The following is a 19,695-nucleotide window of genomic DNA, read 5'->3' on the forward strand; positions in this document are numbered from 1 at the left end:
GATGGCTAATCCGCTATATCAAAAACATATCATTTCCATAAACGACCTTAGTCGCGATGACCTTAATCTGGTGCTGGCGACAGCGGCGAAACTGAAAGCGAACCCGCAACCAGAACTGTTGAAACATAAAGTGATTGCCAGTTGCTTCTTCGAAGCATCAACCCGCACCCGCCTCTCTTTCGAAACCTCGATGCACCGCCTGGGCGCTAGTGTGGTGGGATTCTCTGACAGCGCAAACACCTCACTGGGAAAAAAAGGGGAAACGCTGGCTGATACCATCTCGGTTATCAGCACTTACGTCGATGCGATTGTGATGCGCCATCCACAGGAAGGTGCGGCACGCCTGGCAACCGAATTTTCCGGCAATGTACCGGTACTGAATGCCGGTGATGGCTCCAACCAACATCCGACGCAAACCTTGCTGGATCTGTTCACCATTCAGGAAACCCAGGGACGTCTCGACAATCTTCGCGTCGCAATGGTCGGCGACCTGAAATATGGTCGCACCGTTCACTCCCTGACCCAGGCGCTGGCGAAGTTCGACGGCAACCGTTTTTACTTCATCGCGCCGGACGCGCTGGCAATGCCGCAATACATTCTGGATATGCTCGATGAAAAAGGTATCGCCTGGAGTCTGCATAGTTCCATTGAAGAAGTGATGGCGGAAGTGGACATTCTGTATATGACTCGCGTGCAAAAAGAGCGTCTGGACCCGTCCGAATACGCCAACGTAAAAGCACAGTTTGTCCTGCGCGCCAGCGATCTCCACAACGCCAAAGCCAATATGAAAGTGCTGCATCCGCTGCCGCGTATTGATGAAATTGCGACGGATGTCGATAAAACGCCGCACGCCTGGTACTTCCAGCAAGCAGGCAATGGGATTTTCGCTCGCCAGGCGTTACTGGCACTGGTTCTGAATCGCGATCTGGTACTGTAAGGGGAAATAGAGATGACACACGATAATAAATTGCAAGTTGAAGCTATTAAACGCGGCACGGTAATTGACCATATCCCCGCCCAGATCGGATTTAAGCTGTTGAGCTTGTTCAAGTTAACCGAAACCGATCAGCGCATCACCATCGGTCTGAACCTACCTTCCGGCGAGATGGGCCGCAAGGATCTGATCAAAATCGAAAATACCTTTTTAAGTGAAGATCAAGTAGACCAGCTGGCACTGTATGCACCGCAAGCCACGGTAAACCGTATCGACAACTATGAAGTGGTCGGCAAATCACGCCCCAGCCTGCCGGAACGTATTGATAATGTGCTGGTCTGCCCGAACAGCAACTGTATCAGCCATGCAGAACCGGTTTCTTCCAGCTTTGCCGTGAGAAAACGCGCCAATGATATTGCGCTCAAATGCAAATATTGTGAAAAAGAGTTTTCGCATAATGTGGTGCTGGCCAATTAATTGCGGTTGGTAATAAATGTCAGGCTCCCTATAATGAGCCAGACTTTTTACCGCTGTAATAAAGGAGAAATCATGAGCAAAACTATCGCGACGGAAAATGCACCCGCAGCTATCGGTCCGTATGTTCAGGGCGTTGATCTGGGCAGTATGATCATCACTTCCGGTCAGATCCCGGTAAACCCGAAAACTGGCGAAGTACCGGCAGACGTCGCTGCACAGGCGCGTCAGTCGCTGGATAACGTAAAAGCGATCGTGGAAGCCGCTGGCCTGAAAGTGGGCGACATCGTTAAAACCACCGTGTTTGTGAAAGATCTGAACGACTTCGCAACCGTAAACGCCACTTACGAAGCGTTCTTCACCGAGCACAATGCCACCTTCCCGGCACGTTCTTGCGTTGAAGTTGCACGTCTGCCGAAAGACGTGAAGATTGAGATCGAAGCGATCGCTGTTCGTCGCTAATCTTGATGGAAATCCGGGCTATCATGCCCGGATTAAGTCTGATGACAAAAGCAAAATCGCCTGATGCGCTACGCTTATCAGGCCTACGTGATTCCTGCAATTTATTGAATTTGTAGGCCGGATAAGGCGTTTACGCCGCATCCGGCATGAACAAAGCTCACTTTGTCTGCAATCTGAATCCGGGCCACCATGCCCAGTTAATTCTTTACTGCCAGCCGTAACGACGACTATAAATCCCTTTAACCAACTGCGTTAACACCATATACCCTGCCAGAATCGCAATCAGCCACGGGAAGTAACTTAACGGCAGTGCCTGCAGTTGCAGATAACTAGCCAGCGGTGAAAACGGCAACGCGATCCCCACGACTATCACGATCGCGGTCATCGCCATTAATGGCCACGACGCACAACTCTGAATAAACGGCACACGGCGGGTGCGGATCATATGCACAACCAGCGTTTGCGACAGTAATCCCACCACAAACCAGCCCGACTGGAACAGCGTTTGCGTTTCCGGCGTATTGGCATGAAATACCCACCACATCAGGCAAAACGTCAGAATATCGAAGATCGAGCTGATCGGTCCGAAGAAGATCATAAAGCGACCAAGATCCGCCGGATTCCAACGCTGCGGCTTTTGAATTTGCTCGTCATCAACGTTATCAAACGGGATCGCTACCTGCGATACATCGTACAGTAAGTTCTGGATCAGTAAGTGCAATGGCAACATCGGCAGGAAGGGCAAGAATGCACTCGCCACCAGCACGCTGAACACATTACCGAAGTTAGAACTTGCCGTCATTTTGATGTATTTCAGCATGTTGGCAAAAGTTCGGCGTCCTTCAATAACCCCCTCTTCCAGTACCATCAGGCTTTTTTCCAGCAGAATGATATCAGCCGCTTCACGGGCAATATCTACCGCCCCGTCCACAGAAATACCGATATCCGCAGCACGTAAGGCGGGCGCATCATTAATACCATCGCCCATAAAGCCAACCACATGCCCTTCGCGCTTCAGTAAGGTCACGATGCGTTCCTTATGCATCGGCGTCAGGCGGGCAAACAACGTGGTACGCTGCGCGAGATTTGCCAGTTCGTCGTCAGATAGCGTTTCAATATCACTACCAATTACCACCTCTCCCGCATCTAGTCCCACTTCATGGCACACTTTCGCCGCCACTAACTCACTGTCGCCAGTAAGGATTTTGACGGTAATTCCACTCGCTTTTAATGCCTTCAGTGCCGGAGCGGTTGTCTCTTTTGGCGGATCAAGGAAAGCAATATATCCTTCGAGGATCAGGTCGGATTCATCCGCCCGCTGGTAATCTCCTTTACGTGCTGGCAGGTATTTCGTCGCCACCGCCACCACGCGCAGCCCCTGACGATTCAGCGTATCGGTTACCCGCTTAATCTTACGCAGCATGGTGTCATCGAGCGGAACAATCGCGCCATTGTGACGCACCTGCGAACACACATTGAGGATTTCCTGCAATGCGCCTTTGCACACCAGTTGATGGTGTTCGTCATTTTCTGCCACTACCACCGACATCCGGCGACGCTCAAAATCAAACGGAATCTCATCAATTTTTTGCCAACGACTGGCCAGCTGACGGGCGGACTCCTCATCAATGCCTTCCAGCACCGCCGTATCGAGCAGGTTTTTCAGTCCGGTCTGATAATGACTGTTCAGCCACGCGCTATGCAGCACGCGCTCACTGGTTTTACCGGAGATATCGGTATGATTCTCCAGCACAATTTTATCCTGCGTCAGGGTGCCTGTTTTATCAGTGCACAGAATATCCATTGCACCAAAGTTCTGAATCGCATCCAGATGTTTGACGATCACTTTCTGTTTCGACAGTTTTACCGCACCACGCGCCAGCGTCGAAGTGACAATCATCGGCAACATTTCCGGCGTTAAGCCTACTGCTACCGAAAGCGCGAACAGTGCAGCTTCCCACCAGTCGCCTTTGGTGTACCCGTTGATCAACAGCACCACGGGCGCCATCACCAGCATAAAGCGAATCAGCAGCATACTGACGCGGCTGATCCCTTGCTGAAAAGCATTCGGCTCGCTTTCCTGCTCGCTGACACGCCCCGCCAGTTGACCAAACCAGGTGTTGGCACCTGTGGCAATCACCATTGCTTGTGCCGTACCGCTCACCACGGTGGTGCCCATAAAACACAGGGTATCGCACTCCAGCGGATTGCTGTGCTCTGGCTGGCGAGTGGTTGCGGCTTTTTCCACGGGCAGAGACTCACCGGTTAACGATGCCTGGGCGACGAACAGATCCCGCGCCTGCAAAATACGTAAATCTGCCGGGATCATATCTCCCGCCGCCAGTTTAATAATATCGCCAGACACCAGCTGGTCGATCGGGATCTCCAGCCAGCCATTTTCGCCTTTATCGTTAATTACGCGCAGCACCGTCGCAGTATTACTGACCATCGCTTTCAGGGCATCTGCTGCTTTGGTGGAGCGCGCTTCCTGAATAAAGTTCAGCAACGTAGAAATAGCTACCATTAACGCAATAACGCCCGCGGCAAATAAATCTTCCGTGGCGTAAGAAATGCCGCCGAGGATCGTGAGCAAAATATTAAAGGGGTTGCGATAACAGACCCACAAATGTACCCACCACGGCGACGGTTGTTGCGCGGGTAGTTTATTTTCACCGTGTTGTTCGCGGGCTAATTCCACTTCCGCCTGATTTAACCCTTCTGGATGCGTGCCGAAGGTTTTCCATAATTCCTTTACTGGCATCACCGCCATTTTCAGGCAATGCGCGCTTAAGGAAGGCGGGATCGGAATATTCGCTGTCTGTTGCGAACCAGGCAACGGATCGCGATGGACCAGACGAGAAGGTAAATGGCGAATGAGCCGGGTAAAAATTTCTTTAAACATAGGAAGTCCCTCCGCACCCTGTAAGCATGGTGCAGAAAATATCTTCAGGCGTCGCAAAGCCTTACCTGAAGGTAATAAACATGAGCTGGGACGTTAAAACGTCACGGCCTTACACATCCGGTAATGCCGTGAAAAGACAGGCTTACCGGAAAAGTTTTAATCTCCGTCGAGGGAGAGGCGTGGGATCAGGTTCCATATAACCTCCGGTAAGTGAAAAAAGCGCCGCAAATAATAAGGAGAATCCAATAATATTCGTAGCATTTATGCCGATATAATATCTGCAAGCAACTAAACCAACGATAAACCAGACTTTACCCATTGCTGAATGCGTGGGTAAAGTTAGGCTCAAATAATTAAACGCAAATTACGGGACAACAGAATGCAAAATCGGCTGACCATCAAAGACATTGCTCGTTTAAGCGGCGTGGGGAAATCCACGGTTTCCCGAGTGCTGAATAACGAAAGTGGCGTGAGTCAGCACACGCGCGAGCGCGTGGAAGCAGTGATGAATCAGCATAGATTTTCCCCTTCCCGATCCGCGCGTGCTATGCGTGGGCAAAGCGATAAAGTGGTTGCTATTATCGTCACCCGTCTGGATTCGTTATCAGAAAATCTCGCCGTTCAGACGATGCTGCCGGCATTCTATGAACAGGGTTACGATCCGATCATGATGGAAAGCCAGTTTTCGCCACAGCTGGTTACTGAACATTTAGGTGTTCTGAAACGTCGCAATATTGACGGAGTGGTGCTGTTCGGTTTTACCGGCATAACGGAAGAAATGTTAGCTCACTGGCAATCATCTCTGGTACTGCTGGCGCATGACGCAAAAGGTTTTGCTTCGGTCTGTTATGACGACGAAGGGGCGATTAAGATTCTGATGCAATGCCTCTACGATCGGGGGCATCGCAATATCAGTTATCTTGGCGTACCGCACAGCGACATTACCACTGGTAAGCGGCGTCATGAGGCTTATCTGGCATTTTGCAAAGCACATAAACTACATCCCGTCGCCGCCCTGCCCGGCCTGGCCATGAAGCAAGGTTACGAGAACGTGGCAAAAGTGATTACGCCAGAAACCACTGCGTTGCTGTGCGCAACCGACACGCTGGCGCTCGGGGCATGTAAGTACCTGCAAGAGCAACACATCGACACACTGCAACTGGCGAGCGTCGGTAATACGCCGTTAATGAAGTTTCTCCATCCGGAGATCGTCACCGTTGATCCAGGCTACGCCGAAGCCGGACGTCAGGCTGCCAGCCAGTTGATCGAACAGGTAACCGGACGCAGCGAACCTCAACAAATCGTCATCCCAGCAGCCCTTTCCTGAGAGTTACCTTCTACCAGATTTATCCAAAGAGTGTTCAGAACACTACTGGCAGCTTCTGATGTATAGCTTTGAAGAAACTCTGTGCCACGACATTACAGTCTTTTGAGGCTGTCTGGTGGTTTCAGAGATAATCCCTCTCCAGACCATGCTAAAGCGAGTATTTCCGGGGACTTACCGGGTAGTATATTGTTTTTGTTGATTTTATAACCAGAAAATCATCAAAAAATTTACACATCGCTCTAGCGCCCGCCATCCGTACTCTCTGCTTTTTACTTTGAGCTAAATCAAAAAAAACGCAAACATCCTTAATGCAAAGCACTATATATAGACTTTAAAATGCATCTAAACCCAATATGTTGTATCCATCGTCTAAACTTGCAACAAGATACACATCAACGAAGCCGACACAATTGTGGATAAAGCGAATTGGGATTGCAGTAAATCCCCGTAACAAGAGCTGAATAAACCGGGGCGCACTTCCCAACTTTCTGTGGATAACCTGTTCTTAAAAATATGGAGCGATCATGACACCGCATGTGATGAAACGAGACGGCTGCAAAGTGCCGTTTAAATCAGAGCGCATCAAAGAAGCTATTCTGCGTGCAGCTAAAGCAGCGGAAGTCGATGATGCAGATTATTGTGCCACTGTTGCCGCTATCGTTAGCGAGCAAATGCAGGGGCGTAACCAGGTAGATATCAACGAAATCCAGACCGCTGTTGAAAACCAACTGATGTCTGGCCCGTACAAACAACTGGCCCGTGCATATATTGAGTACCGTCACGATCGCGACATTGAACGTGAAAAACGCGGTCGTCTGAACCAGGAGATCCGTGGTCTGGTCGAGCAGACTAATTCCTCGCTGCTCAATGAAAACGCGAATAAAGACAGTAAAGTCATTCCGACCCAGCGTGACCTGCTGGCCGGGATTGTTGCTAAACACTATGCACGTCAGCACCTGCTGCCGCGTGACGTGGTGCAGGCACATGAACGTGGTGATATCCACTACCACGATCTCGATTACTCGCCGTTCTTCCCAATGTTCAACTGCATGTTGATCGACCTGAAAGGCATGCTGACGCAAGGCTTTAAGATGGGGAATGCCGAGATTGAACCGCCGAAGTCGATCTCTACAGCTACCGCAGTAACTGCGCAAATTATTGCTCAGGTCGCCAGCCATATTTATGGTGGCACCACCATTAACCGTATCGACGAAGTTCTGGCGCCGTTTGTCACCGCCAGCTACAACAAGCACCGTAAAACTGCGGAAGAGTGGAGCATTCCTGACGTCGAAGGTTACGCTAACTCTCGTACTATCAAAGAGTGCTATGACGCATTCCAGTCGCTGGAATATGAAGTAAATACCCTGCACACCGCCAACGGTCAGACGCCGTTTGTGACCTTTGGCTTTGGTCTGGGTACCAGCTGGGAATCGCGCCTGATTCAGGAATCTATCCTGCGTAACCGTATCGCGGGCCTGGGTAAAAACCGTAAAACCGCCGTGTTCCCGAAACTGGTGTTCGCAATTCGCGATGGCCTGAACCATAAAGTGGGCGATCCGAACTACGACATCAAACAGCTGGCGCTGGAGTGCGCTAGCAAGCGCATGTATCCGGATATCCTGAACTACGATCAGGTAGTGAAAGTCACCGGCTCGTTTAAAACGCCAATGGGTTGCCGCAGCTTCCTCGGCGTGTGGGAAGACGAAAACGGTGAGCAGATCCACGATGGTCGTAACAACCTCGGCGTGATCAGCCTGAACCTGCCACGTATTGCTCTGGAAGCAAAAGGCGATGAAGCCACCTTCTGGAAGCTGCTGGATGAACGTCTGGTGCTGGCGCGTAAGGCGCTGATGACCCGTATCGCCCGTCTGGAAGGCGTGAAAGCGCGCGTAGCGCCGATCCTCTATATGGAAGGTGCCTGCGGCGTACGTCTGAATGCAGACGATGACGTGTCTGAAATCTTCAAAAATGGTCGAGCGTCTATCTCGCTGGGTTACATCGGTATCCACGAAACCATTAACGCGCTGTTCGGCGGCGAGCATGTTTACGACAACGAGCAGCTGCGTGCGAAAGGTATTGCGATTGTTGAACGTCTGCGTCAGGCGGTGGATCAGTGGAAAGAAGAAACCGGCTACGGTTTCAGCCTCTACAGTACGCCGAGTGAGAACCTGTGCGACCGCTTCTGCCGTCTCGATACCGCTGAGTTTGGCGTGGTGCCGGGCGTGACCGATAAAGGTTACTACACCAACAGTTTCCACCTCGATGTGGAGAAGAAGGTGAACCCGTACGACAAGATCGACTTTGAAGCGCCTTACCCGCCGCTGGCGAACGGTGGCTTCATTTGCTACGGCGAGTATCCAAACATTCAGCACAACCTGAAGGCGCTGGAAGATGTCTGGGATTACAGCTATCAGCATGTGCCGTATTACGGCACCAACACACCGATCGATGAATGCTACGAATGTGGCTTTACCGGCGAGTTTGAGTGCACCAGCAAAGGCTTCACTTGTCCGAAATGTGGTAACCATGACACCTCCCGTGTGTCGGTAACTCGCCGCGTGTGCGGATATTTAGGTAGTCCGGATGCGCGTCCGTTTAACGCCGGCAAGCAGGAAGAAGTTAAGCGCCGCGTTAAACATTTGGGAAATGGGCAGATCGGTTGATCTCCACGCTGCGTTAAGCAAATGCCGGATGTGATGTGAAAGCGTCGCATCCGGCGTTGATTGCAGGATGTGGCGTAAACCGCCTTATCCGACCTACAAATTCCAGACTGTAGCAACGGCTGTAGGCCTGATAAGACGCGACAGCGTCGCATCAGGCATTGATTGCCGGATGTGGCGTAAACGCCTTATCCGGCCTACAAATTCCAGACTGTAGCAACGGCTGTAGGCCTGATAAGACGCGACAGCGTCGCATCAGGCGTTAATTGCCGGATGCGGCGTAAACCTTATCCGGCCTACACGCAGACTGATAAGCCAGGCGAAATATGAACTTCCATCAATACTATCCTGTCGACATCGTCAACGGCCCCGGCACTCGTTGCACCCTGTTTGTCTCCGGGTGTGTTCATGAATGCCCCGGTTGCTATAACAAAAGCACCTGGCGGGTAAATTCCGGTCAGCCATTTACCAAAGAAATGGAAGACCAGATCATCAACGATCTGAACGACACTCGCATCAAACGCCAGGGCATTTCCCTCTCCGGCGGCGATCCGCTGCATCCGCAAAACGTGCCGGATATTCTGAAACTGGTACAACGCATCCGTGCCGAATGTCCGGGTAAAGACATCTGGGTGTGGACAGGGTATAAACTCGACGAACTCAACGCTGCACAAATGCAGGTTGTTGATTTGATTAACGTGCTGGTTGATGGCAAATTTATGCAGGATTTAAAAGACCCTTCCCTGATCTGGCGCGGCAGCAGCAACCAGGTGGTACACCATTTACGTTAATCACTCTTCCAGCCGTTTATCCGCATCTTCATAAACGGCTGAGTTCTCTCTCTTACCAATAGCTATCACCAACACGAGCAACTCTTTATCGTTAACCTGATAAACCAGACGATATCCCAGAGTGCGAAGCTTAATTTTGTAGCAGTCCGGTAAATCCCGCAGTTTAGCCGAGGGATTGCGCGGCCTTTTCAGCACATCCTCAAGCTTTTTTTTAAATTGTTCCCGGACTGTCACGCCCAGTTTTTGCCACTCTTTCAGCGCTCGCGGATCAAAGGCCAGCTCATAGTTCATCCAGTCGGACCTTAATGGCCTCTTGTGGGTTGGCCAGTCGTTCCCTGACAGTGCGTAACAAGGCTTCTTCACTATCACTGACAGTGAGCGTTTTTACCGGCATTCGCCCATTTTCCGCAACGTACTGAAACAGCAGCCGTACGGCTTCAGTAGGCGTGATATTTAATTTTTCCAGCACCGCATAAGCCTCGTTTTTCAATTTGTCATCCAGACGGACGTTAAGTGTGGCCATTATGCCTCCGGTAATTATGAAAAGTGTAATGCATTATAGCATTACATATGCATTACATTCATTTCTGGAAAACGCCTCGCAAAAATGGCGGCGACACGCAGAAATATGCCGTAGTGAAGAGAGATTTAGCGGTGATTTTACGAAGGGAGAGGAGAGCATTGGGCGGCGACGTTTCACCGCCCAATGAGGAATTAACGATACTTCTTGTGATATGAATTGCGGGTCGTTTTCAGTTGCTCTGCGGCGGCCTGCGCTTCTTTTACTTTACCTTCATTAGCCAGCTTCAGCGCGTCGTCAATCTGGCCAACCAGAATGTCGAAACCGTGGCGGAAGTCTTTCATTTCCGGGCTGTCTGGCGATTTTCCTTCCAGCTTCGGCGGCGTTGCTTTTTGCGCATCCAGCGCCGCGGCACGCATTTTGGTTAACGCGTCTTTGACTTGCGCCGCGTTATCCGCTTTTTCGACCACTTTTAAATTGTCGTTGAGGGTTTCCATATTGTCTTCCAGCTCAGCGGCAAACGACACCGAACTGAATACCAACGAGGAGACTGCAAGAATAGCTAACAGGCTTTTACGCATTGCTCACTTCCTTTTTTATTTACACTTCATCCTTCACACTGCCTCATCGACGGCTAAGCTCATTCGCCCGAGTCACGTACTACGAGTACGCTCCCCGGCCCTCATTCACTTTCCGTCTCGATGCAGTGCGAATGATTTTGTGTAATTTTTTAGTTTATAGCGCGGCAGGTCGCGCCAGTTTTTTTACTGTCCGGCGATTTTCATCTCCGGCAACAGCACAGAACCACACTGTATATTACTGCGTGTTTCAATATCGTTACCGACGGTGACAATATTGCGCCACATATCTTTTAAATTACCTGCGATGGTGATTTCGCTAACCGGATACTGAATTTCGCCGTTTTCTACCCAGAAGCCCGCCGCACCACGGGAATAATCACCGGTAATTGCACTCACGCCCTGGCCCATCAATTCCGTCACCACCAGCCCAGTGCCCATCTCTTTGAGCATCTGCTCGAAGCTTAGACCTTGTCCGGCAATGCGCCAGTTGTGAATGCCGCCCGCATGTCCAGTGCTTTTCAGCCCCAGTTTGCGCGCCGAGTAGCTGGTCAGCAGCCACTGAGTCAGGATGCCATCTTTAATAATGTCGCGACGTTCGGTGCGAACACCTTCGCTGTCGAATGGCGTAGATGCCAGCCCTTTCAGCAGATGCGGATGCTCTTCAATGGTCAGCCAGTCCGGCAGAATTTGTTTACCCAGCGAATCCAGCAGGAAGGTGGATTTACGGTAGACCGCACCACCAGCAATCGCCCCCACCAGATGACCGAACAGCCCGGTTGCCACTTCATTGGCAAAAATGACCGGCGCTTTCATGGTGGAGAGTTTACGCGGTGACAGACGCGATAAAGTACGGCGGGCGCAGTCGGCCCCGACCCACTCTGGCGTTTGTAGATCGCTCATCGCGCGGCCAATGGTGTAGGCATAATCACGCTCCATATCGCCATTTTCTTCGGCAATCACGCAACTGGAGAGCGAATGACGCGTTGAGCAGTAGCCTTGCAACATACCGTGGCTATTACCGAAAACTTTGACGCCGTAATGGCTGTTAAAACTGCCGCCTTCGGTGTTGGTAATGCGTTTATCCGCCTGTAATGCCGCCTGTTCAGCACGGGCCGCCAGTTCAATGGCTTCGTCTGGAGAGACTTCTGCGGGGTGGAACAAGTCAAGATCCGGCGCGTCGAAAGCCAGCAGTTCTTTATCTGCCACGCCTGCATACGGATCTGGCGAAGTGTAACGCGCAATATCCAGCGCCGCCTGTACGGTGCGTGCAATGGCCTGCGGGCTTAAATCGGTGGATGATGCGCTACCTTTGCGGTTCTGGTGATAAACGGTTATCCCCAGCGCGCCATCACTATTGAATTCGACATTCTCCACTTCACCATAGCGCGTACTAACGCTAATGCCGGTGGTCTTGCTGACGGCAACTTCCGCACCGTCCGATTTGCCTGAGGCCAACTCCAGCGCAGTCGAAACTGCTTCTTCCAGAATCTTGCGCTGCGCTTCAACTTGAGAGATTACTTTCATTGCAAGTGCCATAATGTAGAGAGTTTCTCTGAAGTCTAACAGAGAACCGTTTTTCAGTGCGCATCTTAACTGGTAACATTAGCCTCTTTTTTTTAAGGAGCCTGACATGACTAAGCAGCCCGAAGACTGGCTCGACGACGTTCCCGGTGATGACATCGAAGACGAAGACGATGAAATTATCTGGGTCAGTAAAAGTGAAATTAAACGTGACGCCGAGGAGCTAAAACGCCTGGGCGCAGAAATTGTTGATCTGGGGAAAAACGCGCTGGATAAGATCCCGTTAGATGCGGATCTGCGTGCGGCTATTGAGCTCGCCCAGCGTATTAAGATGGAAGGTCGCCGCCGCCAGTTGCAGCTCATTGGTAAGATGCTGCGCCAACGCGATGTAGAGCCTATCCGTCAGGCGCTGGATAAGCTGAAAAACCGCCACAACCAGCAGGTGGTGTTGTTCCATAAACTGGAAAACCTGCGCGATCGTCTGATCGACCAGGGGGATGATGCTATCGCTGAAGTATTGAATCTGTGGCCAGATGCCGATCGTCAGCAACTGCGTGCTCTGATCCGCAACGCGAAGAAAGAGAAAGAAGGGAATAAGCCGCCGAAATCCGCACGCCAGATTTTCCAGTATCTGCGCGAGCTGGCAGAGAACGAAGGGTAATTTTCGTTGTTGATGTGAGTATGGTTTGCCGGATGCAGTGCACCGCCAGATCTGTAGGCCTGATAAGACGCGTCAAGCGTCGCATCAGGCGCTATGCTCAAATGCCGGATGCGGCGTCAACGCCTTATCCGGCCTACAAAAGCACATTGCCCCTGTAGGCCTGATAAAACGTCTCAGGATTACTGCGCAGCTTCCGCTTTCTTCGCCAGACCATCCAGCAGTTTCTGATGGATCCCACCAAAACCGCCGTTGCTCATCACCAGAATATGGTCGCCAGGCTGAGCGGTTTTCACCACCATTTCTGCCAGCGCATCAACATCTCCACTCCAGTGCGCAGGCTGAATACATGCTTCTGCCACTTCTGCTACCTGCCATGGAATATGTGACGGTTGCAGCAGGAAGACTTCATCGGCACGACCTAATGACGGTGCCAAATCATCTTTGCAGACGCCCATCTTCATGGTGTTGGAACGCGGCTCAAGCACGGCAATAATACGCGCCGTACCGCCAACTTTGCCGCGCAGCGCCGCCAGCGTTGCCAGAATTGCCGTTGGGTGATGGGCAAAATCGTCATACACCGTCACGCCATTAGCTTCGCCACGCAGTTCCAGGCGGCGACGGGCATTGATAAACAATCCCAGCGCGTTAGCAGCATCAGCCGGTGCGATGCCAACATGACGGGCCGCAGCAATCGCCATCAAACCATTGTGCATATTATGTTCGCCCACCAGCGACCATTTCACTTCACCCACTTTTTCGCCATCCAGCAAGACTTCCCATTCGGAAGCGTCAGTGGTCAGCTTTTTCGCCTGCCAGTGACCTTGCTCGCCCACCAGCTCCTGTTCACTCCAGCAGCCCATCGCCAGGGTTTGTTTCAGGTTGATGTCGTTTTCCGGCCAGATAATACGCCCCTGACCAGGAACAATACGCACCAGATGGTGGAATTGTTTCTGAATCGCTTTCAGGTCGTCGAAGATATCGGCGTGGTCGAACTCAAGGTTGTTGAGGATCAGCGTTCGCGGGCAGTAATGAACAAACTTAGAGCGTTTGTCGAAGAAGGCGCAGTCATACTCGTCTGCTTCGATAACAAAGAAGTCGCTTTCGCCCAGGCGTGCAGAAACGTCAAAGTTCCCCGGTACTCCACCGATCACAAAACCTGGTTTATAGCCGCACTGTTCCAGAATCCAGGTCGCCATTCCCGCGGTGGTGGTTTTACCGTGTGTACCGGCAACGGCCAGCACCCAGCGGTCACGCAGCACAAAATCGTGCAACCACTGCGGACCTGACATATATGGAATGTTTTTTTCCAGTACCGCTTCCACACACGGATTTCCACGGGTCATGGCGTTGCCAATAATCACCAGATCCGGCTGAGGATCGAGCTGGCTGGCATCATAACCCTGAATCAGTTCAATGCCTTGCTTCTCAAGTAAGGTGCTCATCGGCGGATACACATTGGCGTCCGAACCCGTTACTTCATGGCCCAACTGGCGCGCCAGAATCGCCAGACCGCCCATAAACGTGCCACAAATTCCTAATATATGAATGCGCATACGTCACTATCCTTTTTTAATCTACCGTTCATTTTACGCATATGTCGGGCAACAGAGAAACGCATTTCAGGATAATCCGTAATTTGCTGGCGCGATTCACCTGAGCGCAACATTGAGATTATTTGTTAAGATTATTGCGGTCGCTTTACTCCATAAACATTGCAGGGAAAGTTTTATGAAAACGTTAGGTGAATTTATTGTCGAAAAGCAGCACGAGTTTTCTCATGCTACCGGTGAGCTCACTGCTTTGCTATCGGCAATAAAACTGGGCGCCAAGATTATTCATCGCGATATCAACAAAGCTGGACTGGTTGATATCCTGGGTGCCAGCGGTGCTGAGAACGTGCAGGGCGAGGTTCAACAAAAACTCGACTTGTTCGCTAATGAAAAACTGAAAGCCGCACTGAAAGCACGCGATATTGTTGCGGGCATTGCATCCGAAGAAGAAGATGAGATTGTCGTCTTTGAAGGTTGTGAACACGCAAAATACGTTGTGCTGATGGATCCGCTGGATGGCTCGTCCAACATCGATGTTAACGTCTCTGTCGGTACCATTTTCTCCATTTACCGCCGCGTTACACCGGTCGGCACGCCGGTAACGGAAGAAGATTTCCTCCAGCCTGGTAACAAACAGGTTGCTGCAGGTTACGTGGTATACGGCTCCTCTACCATGCTGGTTTACACCACCGGATGCGGTGTTCACGCCTTTACTTACGATCCTTCGCTCGGCGTTTTCTGCCTGTGCCAGGAACGGATGCGCTTCCCGGAGAAAGGAAAAACCTACTCTATCAACGAAGGGAACTACATTAAGTTTCCGAACGGGGTGAAGAAGTACATTAAATTCTGCCAGGAAGAAGATAAATCTACCAACCGTCCGTATACCTCACGTTATATCGGCTCGCTGGTCGCGGATTTCCACCGTAATCTGCTGAAAGGCGGTATTTATCTCTACCCAAGCACCGCCAGCCATCCGGACGGCAAACTGCGTTTGCTGTATGAGTGCAACCCGATGGCATTCCTGGCGGAACAAGCGGGCGGTAAAGCGAGCGATGGCAAAGAGCGTATTCTGGATATCATCCCGGAAACCCTGCACCAGCGTCGTTCGTTCTTCGTCGGCAACGACCATATGGTTGAAGATGTCGAACGCTTTATCCGTGAGTTCCCGGACGCGTAATGGTCTAAAAACGCCGGGTTGTTCCGGCGTTTTTGCATTTTAATTAACAAAAGTTAATTTGACTCGTTTAGAGACACGGAAATAGGGAATCCAGATTGCCATATGAATGATATCTCTCAGCACGCCCCATGCGTCTGAAAGATCAATTGTGGCATGAAGAAACTGTACTGCTCCCCAAATATCAGCAATATTAAATACGAAGAGCGACAGAAGAAGGGCAATATAGTAGTACGGGAGCTGGCGTTTCTTTTTAAAAAACAAAAAAGTAGTATAACTTACCAACAGAAATACCATGGCAAATACAACCACTTCCAGATAAAGCAGAGTTCTGAGTGGTTCTTCCTGACTGCCCTGAGCAAGCCCCCATGTTTGTACAAAAGAATAGATGCTCGAAATAATCACCAGCACTAAAGAAATAGCAGGTAAATACAGCCAACCGCCAATCCCTGTAAGTTTTTTATCCGCACAACTTTTACAATAATCGTCAGGTGGTAAAACAGCCACACCACAGTTTTTGCATGTTGTACTTAAATCCTCGCCTTCCTTTGCCCACATAAAAATATCCTTATATATCAGTAATTTTACTCTTTTATTGTATTTTCCGGACTCACTCTTATTACAGGCGAACTCTGACGATTCTCCCACAACACCGTTAATCCACGCTGTAAGGCAATAAAAATGAATAACAAAATGCCGATGGCGATTTTCGTCCACCATGAGCTCAGCGTGCCGTCAAAGTTTATGTAAGTCTGGATCAGTCCCTGAATCGCCACACCAAAAAGCGTCCCTAATACTGTTCCAACGCCACCGCTCAAAAGTGTACCGCCAATCACCACCGACGCGATAGCGTCCAGTTCCACACCTACACCCGCCAGGGCGTATCCGGCCTGGGTATAAATCGAGAAGACAATTCCTGCCAGTGTTGCCAGTCCGGTAGAGAGCATATAAATGCGAATAGTAGTGCTGCGAGTGGAAATCCCCATCAGGTTTGCCGACGTTGAGTTGCCGCCAATGGCGTATACCTGATTACCAAAACGGGTACGATGCGCGAGGAATATGCCGATAACCACCACCGCCAGCATCAGCAGCCCCATCGCGCTTAAGCGACCACCGCCGGGGATTTTCCACGCCAGGCTTGAAAGCGTGTCATAAATTGGATGATTTATCGGGATCGACTCTTCCGATACGAGATAGCTGACGCCGCGCAAAAAGAACATCCCGGCAAGCGTAATGATGAACGCCGGAATCTTCAGGGCGTCGATCAGAAGCCCCATAAATGCGCCGAAGGCACAGCCCATCACCAGCACCAGTGGAAACGCCAACAGCGGCGAGAGGCCGAAATCGCCAACCACTTTTGCCAGAAACACGCCGGTAAAGGCGATCACCGAACCGACGGAGAGATCGATCCCACCGGAGAGGATCACAAAGGTCATGCCAACGGCAATGATCCCAAGAAAGGCGTTATCGGTCAGGATATTGCAGATCACGCGCGTGGAAGCAAAACCGGGAAACTGGGTCAGGCAGTAGAGATAGCCCAGCACAAAGACGCCGATGGTGATCATAAGCGGCAGGTTACGTTTTATCACGGCTACGCACTCCTTTAATCAGACTGATAAAGCGTTGCGACTGGACAATCAGCACGCAAAGCACCACCACCGCTTTCACCACCTGGTTCATCTCTGGCGGAAAGCCCGAAAGTAAAATTCCGGTGTTCATCCCCTGAATAATCAGCGCCCCCACCACCGAGAGCAGCAGGTTAAAGCGCCCACCCATCAGCGATCCACCGCCAATCACCACCGCGAGAATGGCGTCCAACTCCAGCCATAATCCGGCGTTGTTGGCATCGGCACCGCGAATATCCGCCGCCACGATAATGCCCGCGATCGCCGCACACAGCCCGCTCAACACATAAGTGAGCATGACGATGATTCGTGTGTTGACTCCGGCATTTTTTGCCGCCCGAATGTTGATGCCAACGGCTTCAATAAACATCCCCAGCGCCGTTTTGCGGGTCAACAGCCAGAAGAAGAGAAGCGTCAGCACAGCGATAATGACCGGCGTTGGCAGGAACAATAGCGATCCGCTGCCGAACCATGAGAGATCCGGCGAGTTGAACGTGACGATCTGCCCGGAGGTAATCAATTACCACGTCCGGCGACCATCAGGATCAACGTGGCGACAAACGGCTGAATTTTGAGGATCGCCACCAGTATGCCGTTCCACAATCCAGCCAGAATGCCGGTACCCAGGGCGCTTAACAAAACAACTGGCAGGCTGAACCCCGCGACCGTCATCGCAGCCGTTGTGGCTCCGGCGATAGCCATCACCGCCCCCACAGAGAGATCAATCCCACCCGTAGCAATCACCAGCGTCATACCAATCGCCAGTAGCGCAACCGGAGCGGCGCGATTAAGAATGTCGATAGGGCTACCGAACAAACGCCCATCCTGAAGCACCACCTGCCAGAAATGCGGGGCCACCAGGCTATCGACCACCAGCACCAACAATAGCGCCACCAACTGCGGCATCCCCGTCGGCCAGCGAAAGCGCTTTTTCGACGACGCGGTGTCAGGGAGAGATTGAGGCATCACACTGTTCTCCTTACGCCGCAATGGCGTTCATGATCGCCGGAACGGAAAGCTCTGCCAGCGGGATCTCCGCCACCTGTTTGCGATCGCGCATGATAATCACCCGATCGGCATAGCCCACCAGTTCTTCCAGTTCGGAGGAGATCACCAGCAGCGCCAGACCGTCAGCGCACAGCGTTTCTATCAGGCGAATGATCTCGGCATGGGCGCCAACGTCAATGCCACGCGTTGGCTCATCGAGGATCAGAAATTGCGGACGAGTCAGCAGCCAGCGTGAGAGCAACACTTTTTGCTGATTGCCACCGGAGAGAAATTCAATCGGTTGTTCGCTGGAAGGAGTACGAATGCCCAGCTGACGGATAAAGCGTTCGGCAATCTCTTGCTGTTCTTTACGGGAAATCGGCCGTAGCCAGCCGCGCTGGGCCTGGAGAGCGAGGATGATATTTTCCCGCACCGAGGCGGCGGCGATGATGCCATCGGTTTTCCTGTCTTCCGGGCAAAAGCCGATGCCCAGTACCGAAGCCTGATGTGGCGATCGCAGGGTTTGCTGTTTGCCTTTGATCAGCGCCGTGCCGCTATCGGCTGGTTTGATGCCGAAGATCACTTCAGCGGTTTCGGTACGTCCTGATCCCAGCAAGCCTGCCAGACCGACGATCTCGCCGGGGCGTACTTCCAGATCAAACGGCGCGATCGTTCCTTTCTTGCCGTAATCTTTAAACGCTGCAACAGGATTGTCACTAAGCAATGTTCTTCCGGCACGCTGTAGCGCATGAGTATCCAGCTCACGCCCCAGCATCATTTTCACCAGTTCGATCTGCGGTAGCTCGCGGGTTTCCCGACAACCAACAAAGCTGCCGTTGCGTAAGACGGTGATCCGATCGCTGACCTGATAGACCTGATCGAGAAAGTGAGTGACAAAGATCAGGCTGACGCCGCGATCGCGCAACTGGCGCATCAGGCCAAATAATAACTCCACTTCCTGAGTGTCGAGGCTGGCGGTGGGTTCATCGAGGATCAGCACTTTGGCGGAGAGATCGATGGCCCGGCAGATGGCGACGATTTGCTGCATCGCAACTGAAAAGCGGTTGAGCGGTTCCCGCACGTCGAGGGAAAAACCGTAAGATGCCATCAGTTCGGTGGCGCGCTTTTCCATCTCTTTACGTCGTAGCAGGCCGAAACGCTTAGGTTCGCGGCCTATGAATAGATTATCAGCGACCGACATATTGGGTAGCAGGTTAACTTCCTGATAGACAGTGCCGATGCCGAGCTGCTGTGCGTGGGCGGTGTTTTTCGGTGAAATAACCTGACCTTCCAGCCAGATGGTGCCGCGATCGGCATGGTAAACGCCGGTAAGTGCTTTGATTAACGTTGATTTACCGGCTCCGTTTTCACCGAGTAGCGCCATGATTTCACCACGGCGCAGGCTGAAATCAACGTTATCTAACGCTTTGACGCCAGGGAAAAATTTGCTTAATCCTTCGGTGCGGAGGATTTCCTGGTGTTGGTCGGTCGTCATGGTTTCCCCCGAAGTAAAGCGTGCTCCCGCC

At 51.6% G+C, this 19,695-nt stretch carries 18 protein-coding genes and 1 pseudogene; 8 read left to right on the top strand and 11 right to left on the bottom strand.

The genetic code is table 11. The features are described 5' to 3' along the window. Position 1 precedes the first annotated feature (1 nt). From pyrB to AACS80_RS04185, 3 genes are all read left to right on the top strand, one after another. A complete protein-coding gene (pyrB, locus tag AACS80_RS04175) occupies positions 2-937 on the top strand; it encodes an aspartate carbamoyltransferase (protein WP_000013052.1) in 936 nt (311 codons plus the stop codon). Between the two features lie 12 nt (positions 938-949). After that, positions 950-1,411, top strand: a complete 462-nt coding sequence (gene pyrI / locus AACS80_RS04180) for an aspartate carbamoyltransferase regulatory subunit (protein ID WP_000148581.1) — start codon at positions 950-952, stop codon at positions 1,409-1,411. Between the two features lie 72 nt (positions 1,412-1,483). After that, positions 1,484-1,870 carry an enamine/imine deaminase gene (locus AACS80_RS04185; RefSeq protein WP_000047542.1) on the top strand — a complete coding sequence of 129 codons (387 nt, stop codon included), beginning with the start codon at positions 1,484-1,486 and terminating at the stop codon, positions 1,868-1,870. A gap of 205 nt (positions 1,871-2,075) precedes the next feature. On the opposite strand, the gene mgtA is transcribed toward AACS80_RS04185, so the two are convergent. Together mgtA and mgtL are read right to left on the bottom strand one after the other, a co-directional pair. Beyond that, positions 2,076-4,772, bottom strand: coding sequence for a magnesium-translocating P-type ATPase (gene mgtA, locus AACS80_RS04190; RefSeq protein ID WP_135410883.1), 2,697 nt, complete (start codon positions 4,770-4,772; stop codon positions 2,076-2,078). Between the two features lie 142 nt (positions 4,773-4,914). After that, positions 4,915-4,968 (bottom strand): mgtA regulatory leader peptide MgtL, encoded by a 54-nt coding sequence (gene mgtL / locus AACS80_RS04195; protein ID WP_001387276.1) that lies wholly within the window; start codon positions 4,966-4,968, stop codon positions 4,915-4,917. A 156-nt stretch (positions 4,969-5,124) separates the two neighbouring features. Here mgtL and treR point away from each other — a divergent pair, with 156 nt between their 5' ends. From treR to nrdG, 3 genes are all read left to right on the top strand, one after another. Beyond that, a complete protein-coding gene (gene treR, locus AACS80_RS04200) occupies positions 5,125-6,099 on the top strand; it encodes a trehalose operon repressor TreR (RefSeq protein WP_276320292.1) in 975 nt (324 codons plus the stop codon). Positions 6,100-6,623: 524 nt separating this feature from the next. Beyond that, positions 6,624-8,762, top strand: a complete 2,139-nt coding sequence (nrdD, locus tag AACS80_RS04205; RefSeq protein WP_130206068.1) for an anaerobic ribonucleoside-triphosphate reductase — start codon at positions 6,624-6,626, stop codon at positions 8,760-8,762. A 323-nt stretch (positions 8,763-9,085) separates the two neighbouring features. Beyond that, complete coding sequence (gene nrdG, locus AACS80_RS04210; RefSeq protein WP_064530204.1) at positions 9,086-9,550, top strand: anaerobic ribonucleoside-triphosphate reductase-activating protein; 465 nt, start codon at positions 9,086-9,088, stop codon at positions 9,548-9,550. Here the strand turns inward: nrdG and AACS80_RS04215 are convergent, their stop codons facing one another. The 4 genes from AACS80_RS04215 to pmbA form a co-directional block, all read right to left on the bottom strand. After that, positions 9,551-9,841 (bottom strand): type II toxin-antitoxin system RelE family toxin, encoded by a 291-nt coding sequence (locus tag AACS80_RS04215; RefSeq protein WP_131161322.1) that lies wholly within the window; start codon positions 9,839-9,841, stop codon positions 9,551-9,553. After that, on the bottom strand, positions 9,831-10,073 hold the full coding sequence (locus AACS80_RS04220) for a type II toxin-antitoxin system RelB/DinJ family antitoxin (protein ID WP_000212715.1): 243 nt from the start codon (positions 10,071-10,073) through the stop codon (positions 9,831-9,833). The genes AACS80_RS04215 and AACS80_RS04220 overlap by 11 nt, the downstream gene beginning before the upstream one ends. Positions 10,074-10,264: 191 nt before the next feature. Next, positions 10,265-10,651, bottom strand: coding sequence for a cytochrome b562 (gene cybC / locus AACS80_RS04225; protein WP_130206066.1), 387 nt, complete (start codon positions 10,649-10,651; stop codon positions 10,265-10,267). Positions 10,652-10,834: 183 nt separating this feature from the next. Next, positions 10,835-12,187, bottom strand: coding sequence for a metalloprotease PmbA (gene pmbA / locus AACS80_RS04230; protein ID WP_001162191.1), 1,353 nt, complete (start codon positions 12,185-12,187; stop codon positions 10,835-10,837). Positions 12,188-12,281: 94 nt separating this feature from the next. On the opposite strand from pmbA, the gene yjgA reads away from it, so the two are divergent. Next, the gene (yjgA, locus tag AACS80_RS04235) at positions 12,282-12,833 is read left to right on the top strand and encodes a ribosome biogenesis factor YjgA (RefSeq protein ID WP_130259537.1); all 552 of its coding nucleotides are present in this window, start codon (positions 12,282-12,284) and stop codon (positions 12,831-12,833) included. A 179-nt stretch (positions 12,834-13,012) separates the two neighbouring features. Here yjgA and mpl read toward each other — a convergent pair whose 3' ends face one another. Then, entirely contained in the window at positions 13,013-14,386 is a 1,374-nt protein-coding gene (gene mpl, locus AACS80_RS04240) for a UDP-N-acetylmuramate:L-alanyl-gamma-D-glutamyl-meso-diaminopimelate ligase (protein ID WP_130206063.1), read from the bottom strand. A 175-nt stretch (positions 14,387-14,561) separates the two neighbouring features. Here mpl and fbp point away from each other — a divergent pair, with 175 nt between their 5' ends. Beyond that, positions 14,562-15,560 carry a class 1 fructose-bisphosphatase gene (gene fbp / locus AACS80_RS04245; RefSeq protein WP_000853753.1) on the top strand — a complete coding sequence of 333 codons (999 nt, stop codon included), beginning with the start codon at positions 14,562-14,564 and terminating at the stop codon, positions 15,558-15,560. Positions 15,561-15,599: 39 nt separating this feature from the next. Here fbp and AACS80_RS04250 read toward each other — a convergent pair whose 3' ends face one another. The 4 genes and pseudogenes from AACS80_RS04250 to ytfR form a co-directional block, all read right to left on the bottom strand. Further along, complete coding sequence (locus AACS80_RS04250; protein WP_135490691.1) at positions 15,600-16,115, bottom strand: DUF2569 domain-containing protein; 516 nt, start codon at positions 16,113-16,115, stop codon at positions 15,600-15,602. A gap of 26 nt (positions 16,116-16,141) precedes the next feature. Continuing rightward, positions 16,142-17,146: a galactofuranose ABC transporter, permease protein YjfF gene (gene yjfF / locus AACS80_RS04255; RefSeq protein ID WP_135410881.1), complete on the bottom strand. Its 1,005-nt coding sequence runs from the start codon at positions 17,144-17,146 to the stop codon at positions 16,142-16,144. Next, a pseudogene (gene ytfT / locus AACS80_RS04260) lies at positions 17,133-18,148 on the bottom strand (galactofuranose ABC transporter, ATP-binding protein YtfT). The gene yjfF and the pseudogene ytfT overlap by 14 nt, the downstream one beginning before the upstream one ends. Positions 18,149-18,161: 13 nt before the next feature. Next, complete coding sequence (gene ytfR, locus AACS80_RS04265; RefSeq protein ID WP_130206059.1) at positions 18,162-19,664, bottom strand: galactofuranose ABC transporter, ATP-binding protein YtfR; 1,503 nt, start codon at positions 19,662-19,664, stop codon at positions 18,162-18,164. Positions 19,665-19,695: the final 31 nt, after the last annotated feature.

Source organism: Escherichia sp. E4385 (assembly GCF_963883145.1).
Classification (GTDB): domain Bacteria; phylum Pseudomonadota; class Gammaproteobacteria; order Enterobacterales; family Enterobacteriaceae; genus Escherichia.

What these genes read in the sequence shown, in the direction of transcription:
- pmbA (WP_001162191.1), bottom strand. Translation starts at nt 12,187, where the DNA reads ATGGCACTTGCAATGAAAGTAATCTCTCAAGTTGAAGCGCAGCGCAAG.
- fbp (WP_000853753.1), top strand. Translation starts at nt 14,562, where the DNA reads ATGAAAACGTTAGGTGAATTTATTGTCGAAAAGCAGCACGAGTTTTCT.
- AACS80_RS04220 (WP_000212715.1), bottom strand. Translation starts at nt 10,073, where the DNA reads ATGGCCACACTTAACGTCCGTCTGGATGACAAATTGAAAAACGAGGCT.
- AACS80_RS04185 (WP_000047542.1), top strand. Translation starts at nt 1,484, where the DNA reads ATGAGCAAAACTATCGCGACGGAAAATGCACCCGCAGCTATCGGTCCG.
- pyrB (WP_000013052.1), top strand. Translation starts at nt 2, where the DNA reads ATGGCTAATCCGCTATATCAAAAACATATCATTTCCATAAACGACCTT.
- ytfR (WP_130206059.1), bottom strand. Translation starts at nt 19,664, where the DNA reads ATGACGACCGACCAACACCAGGAAATCCTCCGCACCGAAGGATTAAGC.
- AACS80_RS04215 (WP_131161322.1), bottom strand. Translation starts at nt 9,841, where the DNA reads ATGAACTATGAGCTGGCCTTTGATCCGCGAGCGCTGAAAGAGTGGCAA.
- mpl (WP_130206063.1), bottom strand. Translation starts at nt 14,386, where the DNA reads ATGCGCATTCATATATTAGGAATTTGTGGCACGTTTATGGGCGGTCTG.
- nrdD (WP_130206068.1), top strand. Translation starts at nt 6,624, where the DNA reads ATGACACCGCATGTGATGAAACGAGACGGCTGCAAAGTGCCGTTTAAA.
- nrdG (WP_064530204.1), top strand. Translation starts at nt 9,086, where the DNA reads ATGAACTTCCATCAATACTATCCTGTCGACATCGTCAACGGCCCCGGC.
- mgtA (WP_135410883.1), bottom strand. Translation starts at nt 4,772, where the DNA reads ATGTTTAAAGAAATTTTTACCCGGCTCATTCGCCATTTACCTTCTCGT.
- AACS80_RS04250 (WP_135490691.1), bottom strand. Translation starts at nt 16,115, where the DNA reads ATGTGGGCAAAGGAAGGCGAGGATTTAAGTACAACATGCAAAAACTGT.
- cybC (WP_130206066.1), bottom strand. Translation starts at nt 10,651, where the DNA reads ATGCGTAAAAGCCTGTTAGCTATTCTTGCAGTCTCCTCGTTGGTATTC.
- yjgA (WP_130259537.1), top strand. Translation starts at nt 12,282, where the DNA reads ATGACTAAGCAGCCCGAAGACTGGCTCGACGACGTTCCCGGTGATGAC.
- pyrI (WP_000148581.1), top strand. Translation starts at nt 950, where the DNA reads ATGACACACGATAATAAATTGCAAGTTGAAGCTATTAAACGCGGCACG.